The sequence below is a fragment of the Bradyrhizobium sp. genome, from assembly GCF_049798375.1.
GTDB lineage: Bacteria > Pseudomonadota > Alphaproteobacteria > Rhizobiales > Xanthobacteraceae > Bradyrhizobium.
This window is the reverse complement of record NZ_JBARGP010000572.1, coordinates 1-10,885: the sequence shown is the minus strand read 5'-3', so window position 1 is coordinate 10,885 and position 10,885 is coordinate 1. Positions and strand designations below refer to the sequence as shown.

Annotated in this window: 12 protein-coding genes; 6 read left to right on the top strand and 6 right to left on the bottom strand. The window is 65.3% G+C overall.

Annotation, left to right across the window (positions count from 1 at the left end; genetic code table 11):
* The 4 genes from WA702_RS22990 to WA702_RS22975 all read right to left on the bottom strand — a co-directional run.
* The coding region (locus WA702_RS22990) for a GTP-binding protein (RefSeq protein WP_425112857.1) at positions 1 to 374 on the bottom strand (374 nt) is incomplete at its 3' end.
* Positions 374 to 1,312, bottom strand: coding sequence for a sulfate adenylyltransferase subunit CysD (gene cysD / locus WA702_RS22985; protein WP_425112856.1), 939 nt, complete (start codon positions 1,310 to 1,312; stop codon positions 374 to 376). The genes cysD and WA702_RS22990, both read right to left, overlap by 1 nt.
* Positions 1,313 to 1,462: 150 nt before the next feature.
* Positions 1,463 to 3,088, bottom strand: a complete 1,626-nt coding sequence (locus WA702_RS22980; protein WP_425112858.1) for an MFS transporter — start codon at positions 3,086 to 3,088, stop codon at positions 1,463 to 1,465.
* The gene (locus WA702_RS22975; protein ID WP_425112855.1) at positions 3,075 to 4,223 is read right to left on the bottom strand and encodes an HlyD family secretion protein; all 1,149 of its coding nucleotides are present in this window, start codon (positions 4,221 to 4,223) and stop codon (positions 3,075 to 3,077) included. Before WA702_RS22975 ends, WA702_RS22980 begins: the two co-directional genes overlap by 14 nt.
* 333 nt (positions 4,224 to 4,556) lie before the next feature.
* On the opposite strand from WA702_RS22975, the gene galE reads away from it, so the two are divergent.
* On the top strand, positions 4,557 to 5,552 hold the full coding sequence (gene galE / locus WA702_RS22970) for a UDP-glucose 4-epimerase GalE (RefSeq protein ID WP_425112854.1): 996 nt from the start codon (positions 4,557 to 4,559) through the stop codon (positions 5,550 to 5,552).
* Positions 5,553 to 5,587: 35 nt separating this feature from the next.
* Here galE and WA702_RS22965 read toward each other — a convergent pair whose 3' ends face one another.
* Positions 5,588 to 5,860, bottom strand: coding sequence for a hypothetical protein (locus WA702_RS22965; RefSeq protein ID WP_425112853.1), 273 nt, complete (start codon positions 5,858 to 5,860; stop codon positions 5,588 to 5,590).
* 406 nt (positions 5,861 to 6,266) lie between these two features.
* Complete coding sequence (locus WA702_RS22960; RefSeq protein ID WP_425112852.1) at positions 6,267 to 6,881, bottom strand: TetR/AcrR family transcriptional regulator; 615 nt, start codon at positions 6,879 to 6,881, stop codon at positions 6,267 to 6,269.
* Positions 6,882 to 6,983: 102 nt separating this feature from the next.
* Here WA702_RS22960 and WA702_RS22955 point away from each other — a divergent pair, with 102 nt between their 5' ends.
* From WA702_RS22955 to WA702_RS22935, 5 genes are all read left to right on the top strand, one after another.
* Complete coding sequence (locus tag WA702_RS22955; protein ID WP_425112851.1) at positions 6,984 to 7,682, top strand: PspA/IM30 family protein; 699 nt, start codon at positions 6,984 to 6,986, stop codon at positions 7,680 to 7,682.
* 41 nt (positions 7,683 to 7,723) lie between these two features.
* Positions 7,724 to 7,999, top strand: coding sequence for a YiaA/YiaB family inner membrane protein (locus WA702_RS22950; protein WP_425112850.1), 276 nt, complete (start codon positions 7,724 to 7,726; stop codon positions 7,997 to 7,999).
* A gap of 174 nt (positions 8,000 to 8,173) precedes the next feature.
* Positions 8,174 to 9,229: a hypothetical protein gene (locus WA702_RS22945; protein ID WP_425112849.1), complete on the top strand. Its 1,056-nt coding sequence runs from the start codon at positions 8,174 to 8,176 to the stop codon at positions 9,227 to 9,229.
* A 30-nt stretch (positions 9,230 to 9,259) separates the two neighbouring features.
* Positions 9,260 to 10,459 carry a hypothetical protein gene (locus WA702_RS22940; RefSeq protein ID WP_425112848.1) on the top strand — a complete coding sequence of 400 codons (1,200 nt, stop codon included), beginning with the start codon at positions 9,260 to 9,262 and terminating at the stop codon, positions 10,457 to 10,459.
* Between the two features lie 238 nt (positions 10,460 to 10,697).
* Positions 10,698 to 10,885 (top strand): hypothetical protein (locus WA702_RS22935; RefSeq protein WP_425112847.1); only part of this gene is annotated, 188 nt, incomplete at its 3' end.

Here is a 10,885-nt window from a genome sequence, read left to right as displayed (position 1 = left end):
TCGGCCTTGGAGGCGCCGGTCGCCATGTTGCGGGTATACTGCTCGTGGCCAGGCGTGTCGGCGACGATGAAGCTGCGCCGTTCGGTTGCGAAATAACGATAGGCGACGTCGATCGTAATGCCTTGCTCGCGCTCGGCTTCCAGGCCATCGACCAAGAGTGCGTAATCGAGCTCGTCCCCGGCCGTGCCGTGTTGCACGGAGTCCCGCGTCAGGGCAGAGACCTGGTCCTCGGTCAGCAGCCTGGAATCGTGCAGCAGCCGGCCGATCAGGGTCGATTTGCCGTCGTCGACCGATCCGCAGGTCAGGAAGCGAAGCAGGTCTTTGCGGCTCCCTTTGGAGAGAGGAGCGTCATTCTCTGACGATGCGGAGGTCATCAGAAATAGCCCTCCTTCTTCTTCTTCTCCATCGACGCGCTCTCGTCGCTGTCGATCAGCCGTCCCTGCCGTTCGGAAAAGCGCGAGACGCGCATCTCTGCCAGGATTTCATCAAGGCTCACCGCATCGGACGGGATCGCGCCCGTCAACGGATAGCATCCAAGGGTGCGGAAGCGCACGCGGCGCAGCTCAGGCCGCTCGCCTGGCTCGAGCGGCAGCCGCGCGTCGTCGACCATGATCAAGGTACCCTGTCGATTCACGACCGGGCGTTCGGCTGCGAAATAAAGCGGTACCACGGGGATGGCCTCGCAGGCGATGTAGTCCCAGATGTCGAGCTCGGTCCAGTTGGAGAGCGGAAACACGCGGATGGATTCACCCGGCGCGATCCGCGTGTTGTAGAGGTTCCAGAGTTCGGGCCGCTGGTTGCGCGGATCCCAGACATGGCCCTTGGAGCGGAACGAGAAGATGCGCTCCTTGGCCCGGCTCTTCTCCTCGTCGCGCCGCGCGCCGCCGAACGCGGCGTCGAAACCATGCAGGTCCAGCGCCTGCTTCAGCGCCTCGGTCTTCATCACGTGGGTGTGCAAGGACGAGCCGGAGCTGATCGGATCGATGCCGCGCGCGACGCCGTCCTGGTTGACATGGACGATCAGGTCAAGACCGAGCCGGCGCGCGGTCGCATCGCGAAACGCGATCATGTCGCGAAATTTCCAGGTGGTATCGACGTGTAGCAGCGGAAACGGCAGCCGGGCCGGATGAAAGGCCTTCAGCGCCAGATGCAGCATGACGCTTGAGTCTTTGCCGATCGAATACAGCATCACCGGCTTCTTGAACTCGGCGACCACCTCCCGCATGATCTCGATCGACTCGGCTTCGAGCCGCCTGAGATGCGCGGGCAATGTGCGGGGCCGGCTGGCCGATGTGGTCGAGCTGTCGTTCATGTCTGTCCGTGCAATCCGTCATGACATACCGGTCGATGACGAGGTGCGCAACGTCGCCAAATCTGAACCCGCAAGGTCTGAACTGGTCTGAGCCGCGCGCCTCGTCCGAGGACAGATAACCCTGTCAATTTGGCTGGCGTAGGGCCGCCGTCAGCGCGGCTGCGGCCAGAGACGGCGGAACGCCGCGCCGATCTTGAGCGGGGTTGGTGACAGCGGACCTTTCGGTGCCCGCGTCAGCAATGCCGTCAGCGCGAGACCGGCGATGGCGAGATAGAAGCACAGCCAGAAGGCGTCGATATAGGCCAGCACATTGGCCTCGCGCTGCACTTCGGCCGCAAGCGTACTGATCGCGCGTCCCTGCGCCAAACCCGAGCCATGGCTCGTGAAGTGATTGACCAAGGCCTGTAGCACCTTGACCACATCCGGATCGCCGCTCTGCACATGCGGACCGAGATAGGCGGAATTGATCTGCTCGCGCACCCGAAGCCAGGTGCCCATCAGCCCGACGCCGATCTCTGCGCTGCCGAGCCGCATGACCTGGATATAGGCGGCGTAGGCGGTGGCACGGGTCGGGTCGGAATTCGACAGCGCCGTGATGACGATCGGCAACACCAGGAAGGCCTGTCCGACCGACTGCAGCATCACGATGACGATGAAATCGTCGCGTGCCCAGTCGTGCGTCAGTTGGGTGCCGAGGAAATTTGCCGCGGCGAAGGCCGTGAAGCCGACCACGATGGCGAGCCGCGAATCGAAATGGCGCAGCATGAAGATGGACAGCGGCACCAGCAGGAGCATCGGCAGCGCGCCCCAGATCAATAACAGCGCGCCGCTCTGCTCAGGCCGAAGCTGGGTAACAGTGCCGAGGAAGTTCGGCACCAGTGACGAGTTCGACAGGCCGGACAACGCGTAGAGCAGCAGGATCACGAGCGTGAGCCCGATATTGCGCGAGAACAGGATCTTGAAATGGGCCCATGGCTGCGACACCAGCGCCTCGTTGATCAGGAAGCCGACCAACAGCGCGGCACCGCCGGATAGCAACGCGATCACGGTGCCGGAGTTGAGCCAGTCGAGCCGGTTGCCCTGGTCGAGCCCGGCATAGATCATCGCCACCGCAGTGCCGAGCAGCAGCATGCCGCCCCAATCGGCTTCCTTCAAGCACCCATGGTTCACGTCTTCGGCCGGCGTGCCGAGATAGACCATCAACCCCATCAGTGGCGCGATCACCACGCCCTGCCAATACAGCCATTGCCAGCCGAGATGCTCGACATAGAGGCCGACCAGCGACGTCGAACTGTCGAGCGCGAAGCCGACCCGGATCGAATAGATCGCGATCGCCGGCACCCACCAGCGGATCGGAAGATTGCGCAGGATGATCATCAAGGTCGCCGGCACGAAGGTGCCGAGCAGCATGCCATGGAGAACGCTGAGCACGATCAGCGTCGGATAATGGTGGATGAACGGGATCACCAGCGAGACCGCGGCGTAGATCAGGCTCGGGATGCCGAGCACGCGGCGCAGGCCGAACGCGGTGGCGAGCCACGCCACCGCCGGCGCGACCAGGATCTGCGAGCCGATCGCGGCGGTGGAGAGCCAGGCTCCCTCATCGAATGTCAGCGAGAAGGCGCCACGCAGGTCAGGCAGGCCGACCGTGGTCAGCCGGCTGTCGAAATTGGCAAGGAAGGCGCCGAGCAGCACCGCGCCGACGGCGAACAGCGGATAGCGCGCGACCCCGCCGCGCGAGACCGGGCCGTTGTTCGCCGCACTACTTTCCGGCATCGCCGCCGGCACCGTCGACACGGATGCGCGTGACGACCGACATGCCGGGCCGCAGCCTGTCGAGCAGCGGCTGGTTGTCGTCGAACGCGATGCGCACCGGGATGCGCTGCACCACCTTGGTGAAATTGCCAGTGGCATTGTCCGGCGGCAGCAGCGCGAATTGCGATCCCGACGCCGGCGCGATCCGCTCGACCTTGCCGTGCAAGGTCTGGCCGGGGAAGCTGTCGACGGTGACCTCGGCGGGCTGGCCCGGCATCACGTGGGTGAGCTGGGTTTCCTTGTAGTTCGCGATCACATAGACATGCGGCAGCGGCACCACGTCGATCAGATTGCTGCCGATATCGACGTAGTCGCCGGGCTGCACCTGGCGTTCGCTGACGACGCCGTCGAACGGCGCCATGATCCGCGTGTAACCCAGCCGCAGCTTGGCGGCCGCCAGCTGCGCCTTGGCGCCGGCGATCTCGGCCGCGCGTTGCTTCTTGGTGCCCTGCAGCACCTCAAGCTGATGCTGTTGTGCGGCGATCACGGCGCGGCTGGCGCGCAAATCGGCCTCGGCCTTCGCATAGCCGGCCGTAGCCTGCTCAAGCCGCTGCCGCGTGCCGGCCGCGGTCTCGGACAGCGATTGCTGGCGTTCCTGCTCTTGACGCGCCTCGACGTCGGCGGCGGCTGCCGCCACCTGCGAGGCCTGGGCCTGCGCAATGGTGGCATATTGCAGCTCGATCTGGTTGCCCAGATTGTCGAGCGTGGCCTGCGCGCCGTCGACAGTGGCCTGGGCCTGCGCGACCTGCGCCTCGTAGTCGGCGGGATCGATCTGCACCAGCAGGTCGCCGGCCTTGACGCGCTGAAAGTCGGTCACCGTCACCTTCAGCACCTCGCCGGCGACGCGGCTTGCGAGCTTGGCCATGTCGGCGCGCACATAGGCATCATTGGTGGTCTGCGTCGCCGCGGCGCCGACCCAGGCGTCCCAGCGCACGGTCGCCACCGCCACGAAGCCGAGCGCGACGATGATTGCGAGTAGGGGGATCGCGAGGCGTGCCACGGCGCCATGCGCCTGAGGCGGTGTGGCGGCAGCAGGCGGTGCGGCTTTGGCGACAGCCGTCTGCGCAGCGGGCGCGATGCTGGATTCTTGACTCAAGGGCGTGTCTCCATGGGCGCGCCGCGTGCAGCTCGGTCCTGGCGAAACGGCAGGATTGGCGAACAGCAGGATATGCCGGTTTTCATACGACAAATCCACGACGCGGACCAGCTGCGCTCGGAACGGCGCGGCTGGGCACGTTCGTTGCATCGTGCACTTCGGAAAAAATCCGGAACCGGCGCGTCCTGCCGCTCGTCGAGAGAACGCTTCGATCCGGGTCGATTAACGTTGTGCGCAAGGCGCTTTTGTCTCGCCGCTGGCAATGCTCTATGGTGCGGCGGATTTCGCCGGCAAGCCCGGCCGCACATTGATTTCGAGGAAGGTATTTGCATCATGGGCAACAGAGGCGCGATCCTGATTGCCGGCGGCGCCGGCTATATCGGATCTCACTGCAGCAAGGCGGTCGCCGAGGCCGGATTTCTCCCGGTCTGTTACGACAATCTGACGACGGGCCATCGCAGCTTCGTGCAGTGGGGCCCGCTGCTGGTCGGCGACATCGCCGACAGCATCAAGGTGGCTGCTGCCATTCGGAAGTTCGACGTGCAGGCCGTGATGCATTTTGCAGCGTCGAGCGCCGTTGGTGAATCCGTCGCCGATCCGCAAGCCTATTATCTGAACAACGTGACCGGCACGCTCGGCCTGCTGCAGGGCATGCGCGCCGCCGGTTGCAACCGGCTGGTGTTCTCATCGACGGGCGCGGTCTACGGCAATGCCGGCCGCGAGCCGATCCCGGAGCGCGCGGCTGGGCCGACCGTCAATCCTTACGGCCGCTCCAAATACATGATCGAGCAGATCCTGGCCGACTATCGCGCCGCCTATGGCTTTGCCTCGATTGCGCTGCGTTATTTCAATGCCTGCGGCGCCGATGACTCTGCCGTGGCCGGCGAGCTGCGCGATCCCGAGACGCACCTGATTCCGCGTGCGCTGATGGCGCTGCAGGGGCATGTCGGCGATTTCGCGATCTTCGGCGAGGATTACGAGACGCCTGACGGCACGGCGGTCCGCGACTACATCCATGTCGACGATCTCGCAGTCGCCCATATCGCCGCGATCGAGCGGCTGCTGCAGGGCAATCCCGGGGGCGTCTACAATCTCGGCACCGGCGCCGGCTATTCCGTGCGCGAGATTGTCGATGCGATCCGCCGCGAGACCGGCGAGGCGGTACCGGTGGTGATGCGCGAGCGTCGGGCCGGCGACCCGGCCATCCTGGTCGCCGATCCCAGCCATGCCGAACGCGAGCTCGGCTTCAAGGCGCAACGGTCCGATCTTCCGACCATCATCCGCTCGGCCTGGGCCTGGCACCAGAAGGCGCATCCACGCCGTGCCTGAGGCGGGCGGCAAGATAGCTCGTTTGTCAGTTTAAGTCAGGCGGCGACCGGCGGTGTGCGCAGGCCGGTGTTGGCCTCTGAGATTTCGGCGTGCTCGCGCGCGATCGACCAGGAGCCGATTTCCTCGCCGTCGCGGATCAGGTGGACGCTGCGGGCGGCGGACTGGCCGTGATCGTCGCGGATCATGCGCAACAGGCTCTGCGCCAGGCGGCAATGATCGACCGGAAGCCCAAGGTCGAAAAACTCGTCGCAAAGCGCCGGCAGTGGCTGCCCATGCGAGTCGCGAACGTCCATGCGTATCTGTGCCATGGCGCGATTGAACGATAACAATTCTTTCCGGCCGGTAAATGCGGTCGCCAGATCGGCTAAGATGTCCATCCGGCCTATGCATTGGTTCGTCATTGCGAGGAGCGGCAGCGACGAAGCAATCCAGACTTCCTTCTCGGCCCTTGATTGCTTCCGCCTTCGCCCGTTGGGCTTCGGCAGACACGTCGCTGCGCTCGCAAAGACGGCTCTGAGAACATGCTAACGGTTGTTACGCTTCGGTGTGCTCGAATTCTACGATCGCGCCGGGGGCGCGCCTACCACATCGGCGAGCACCATGCGACGCCGCTCAACGTGACGCCATCGTCGAGCGTGTTTCTGATCGCATGCCGGCCTTGGTCGCGCTTGCATGTGAAAGGCGTTCACGCTTGACCTTAAACTCCGGCAGGCGTCACGCCGCTCCAGCCTGCGCCTGCAGCCCGGCCACCATCGCCCGCACCATGGTCGCGATTTCCCGGCGCAACACGCCGAGCGGGATCGCGATCAGCTTCTGCTCCAGCCCGAGTGCGACCATGCCGTGCACGGCCGAAAACAGGCTGCGCGCAGTGACGCTGATCTCCTCCACCGGGCGCTCTGGAAACAGCAGCGCGAGCGGCTGATGGATGTGACGAAACAGATGCATCTGGTCGCTGACGGCCCAATCCGGCAGCGGCTTGTCCGGCGCCATGCGGTGCTCGAACAGCGCGCGCCATAGTTCGAGATTGGCGGCCGCGAAATCGCAATAGGCGATGGCGATACGCACCAGCGTCTCGGCCGGCGCCGGTGGTCCATTGGCTTCAGCCTCGGACAGCGCCAAGTCGAGCTGCGCCAGCGTACGCGAGCCGACCATGAGCACCAGCTCGTCGACATCGGCGACGAGATTGTAGACCGCGCCATTGGCGACGCCGATCTCCTGGGCGAGATCGCGTGTCTTGAGGCCGGCCAGTCCCCTGGCGGACATGGCCCGTTCCGCGGCTTCGATCAGCTGCTCGCGCAGCATGGCGCGTCGCTCCAGTGTTTTGGACATTGTTAACCATACCCCTGAACATTGCTCAAAAGAATCCTTGAGCATCGCTCATATTCGCGCTACGAAAACGTCATGAGCGATGCTCATAGCAGGGAGCCAACAATGTTCAAGACCGTTTTGACGCTTTTTCGCGGCAGTGTCGCCGTGGCCGAGGAGGAATTGCAGGATCGGACGGCGCTGCTGGTCCTGGATCAGCAGATGCGTGACGCCGCCGCGGCGGTCGATCGCAGCAAGCGGGCGCTGGCGATTGCCATCGCGCAGGATCAGCAGGAGGGCAAGCGCCTGGAGACGACCTGTGCCCGCATCGCGGATCTCGAAGTCCGCGCCAGCGCGGCGCTCGACGCTGGCCGCGATGATCTCGCCCGCGAAGCGGCGCATGCGATCGCCAATCTCGAAGCCGAGCGGGATGCCGCCAAGACGGCGCGGGCGCTGTTTGCAGCCGAGATCGCCCGCCTGAAGCGGCATGTTGCGAACGCGGAAGCGAGGATCGGCGAGCTCGATCGCGGCCGGCGCATCGCGCGCGCATCCGAGGCGGTGCGTGCCTTGCGGCGCGGCGGCATCGAGGCGGCGCGTCCTTACCAATGCACCTTGCCGGAAGCGGAGGCGACGTTGAAGCGCCTGCGCGAGCGGCAGATCGAGGCCCAGGCCGCCGACGAAGCGCTGATGGCGCTCGACGCCCCTACCGGTCCCCTGAGTGTTACCGAACGACTGGCCGAGCAGGGTTTTGGCCCACGCATCAAGACCACTGCCGACGACGTGCTGGCGCGGTTGAAAGCCCAACGCCCGGCTTCTGCCGCCTGACCTGAAATCCAACCTGATCGCTCAATCCAAAGGAGATTATCATGAACCAGAACGTCCAAGCTCATACCAGTGCCTGGGTTACTTTCACCTACGCGTCCTTTGCCGCCTCCGCCTTCCTGGTCGCGCTCGGCGTGTTCTTTCTGCCGATCGATCTCTGGATGAAGGGTTATCTGGCGATGGGCATCGTCATGCTGGTGCAGACCTGCGTCACGCTGACCAAGACGCTGCGCGACAATCACGAGAGCTCAAGGTTCGTGAACCGGATCGAGGATGCCAAGGCCGAGCGGCTGCTGATGGAAGTCTCCAAGGCGGCGTAATCCGCTGGATATCTCAGACAATGCAAGGACGGCGGGTGCGTATCGCATCCGCCTTCGCTTGCTTTGCAAAGCCCTGATGCGCAAGAGATCGTTTACCCTGCGACTACAGGGCCGGGTGGCGCTCAATGTCCTTTAGGGCAGGGTGGCGATGATCATGCGCAATCGGGGCAGGAGATGGTGTCTCTCGACAAGCAGAGTCCGGCAGCACGAAGAGGATCGAGCTTCGCGGCGCTTGCGCGGCTGCGGGGCTATGTTGCTTTCTGGCTGAAGGCGCTGTCGCAGCCGGCCATCGATCTCACCTTGCGCACGGGTACGCGCCAGCTCACCCGCATCGTCGAGTCGCCTGGCCGGTCGCTGCCGCGCGAGCAGCTCGACATGCTGGTCGCGCAACTGCGCGTGGTCGCAGCCAAGACGCTGCCGGCCGAAAGCCTCAGCTATGGCGTCTTCTCCGGCGAGCCGGAGCGGCTGCAGCGCGCGATCATCACCTTGATCTCCGATGAGGAGACGGGGAAGCCGATCGCCTTCAATGCGTTGTCGGCGATGGATCTGGCGCTCGATGGCGAGCAGGTCACGGTGACGCATCTCGGACTGGTGATGGTCGATCCCGACGTGCGCGGCCAGGGCCTGTCCTGGGTGCTTTACGGCCTCACCGCGCTGGTGCTGTTCGCGCGCGACGGCCTGCGGCCGAAATGGATCTCCAACGTCACGCAGGTGCCGGCGGTCGTCGGCATGGTCAGCGACACCTTCTCCGACGTCTATCCGTCGCCGCTGCCGGGCAGCCGCCAGAGCTTCGCGCATCTGCAGATCGCGCGCGGTATCATGACGCACCATCGCGCGGTGTTCGGCGTTGGCCTCGAGGCCGGCTTTGACGAGGCGCGCTTCGTCATCACCGACGCCTATACCGGCGGCTCCGATGCACTGAAGAAGAGTTTCGAGGTCGCGCCCAAGCATCGCAACGAAATCTACAATGCGTTCTGCGCGCGCGAGCTCGACTACATCAGAGGCGACGATGTGCTGCAGATCGGCCGCATCGATCTCACGGGCGCACGGCGCTATCTGATGCGCGAGGTGCCATCAGGCTCGCTGCCGGCGCTGCTCGCCACCTCCGCCGTGCTGGCTCTGCAGCGCCTGGTGCTGCCGCTGATCCATTGGCTGGATGACAGGCGGGCCTTCGGCACGCTGAGGCCCAGGGAATCCAGAGCAATGCGGGAGAACCGCAATGGGCGCTAACCGCGGTTTCGCAATGATGGCAGGCGGCCGATGACACCGGGCATGACCGCCGATTCCATCGTCAATCTCTGCGGCGCGATCGGACTTTGCGTCGCCATGATGACGCTCTCACGGCGCGATCCAAGGAGCCCGCTGACGTTCCGTCTGCTGGTGGCGCTGGGCGTGATCGCGTCGCTGTTCCTGGTGCGCGGCGCGGCATGGTGGACCGGCAGCGCCCGGCTCGATCGCTTCTCCGTCGTTCCCGCTGCGCTGATTCCGCTCGGCGCTGTGATCGTCACCGAGGGCATGCTGCGCCGGCATGCACCCCGCGCGATCAAGCTGACCGCGCTCGCCGGCGGCATCCTGCTCGCATTGGCGGGCCTGGCGGGCCTGTCGCAATTCGACACGGCTTACGCGATCGCACTGTCGTTGTTTCAGCTGGCCGGCATTGCGGTTTGCGCCGGCCTGCTTGCGACCCGCGATCGGACCGCGCTGATGGCCTCAGAGAACCGCAGCGTGGCGCGGCTCGCGGTCGGCGCGCTGCTGGTGCTGCCGTTTATCCTGACCGACTTTCGCACGCTATTTCCGGATATCCCGGTGCGGCTTGGCGCGCTCGGTGCGCTGCTCACGGTCACCGTGATGCTGATCGCCGGCGGTGGCGCAGAGACGCGCCGCCACGGGCTCATATTGATGGCGCTGCGGCTGATCAGCTCGGCGCTGCTCGGCCTTGCCGCAGCCTTCATGGCGCCGGATGTCGATGCTGCGCAGCTGATCCGCTTCTGCGCCGTCGCAGTCGCCGGCGTGCTGACCATCGCCCTGATGACCGATAGCTTGCGCGGGCTGTTCGAATCGCAGGAGCCGGGGGTCCTGAACTCGGTCGCGGCGTCGCCGGCGCGCACCCGCGACGAGCTGATCGGCGAGCTCGCGCGTCATCCGATCTTCGAGAGCGCGCGGCGCTACCGCGAAGGCGAGCTCGCCGCCTACGATCCGCCGCTGTTGCGCGAGTTCCTGTCGACGCGGCGCGTGCTGCGCAGGCCCGACGCCCCCTGGGGATTGTCTGCGACCGACCCTGCGGTCGAGCGCATGGTGTCGCTGATAGCCGCCAATCATGCCACGCACATCATCGTGCTTTCGCACGACCAGGTCGACCTGATCGTGCTGGCGGTCCCGGTGACCGCGGCCGATCCGGCGACCGAAACCGCGCTCGCGCTGGTGCGGCGGCTGCTCGCTTCGACGCCAGAGGTGGCATGATGGGCGTTTCTTGCCGGCCCACGATCGGCGGGAACTGGTTCGGAAAAGGTCTTTGCGACGCGCCCGCTGCCATCGAGGCCGTATTCTGATCCCGCCTCTGCGCCGGGGCGGGGTATCGCCTTGCCGGTTGCAGAGTGCATCGTGTAGACCCTCGGAGGTAAGCGTCTGCTGTCAAACCGTCATGCCGCCATGGCAAGACGAGGCGGACGAAGGTTTCCGATTGATCTGGGCGGGGAATATGTCGAAGCAGTCGATGCGGGAAGAGGCAGAGCGGCTGGTTCGCGAGGCCATGGAAAAGCGGACCCTCGCAATCAAGCAGGGCAATACGCGGATCGAGGCGGTCTGCGGCAAATGCGGCGCGCCCAACCGGCTCTCGGCCGAGCGCGGCACGACACGGGTCAAGTACACCTGCAAGGAATGCGGCCA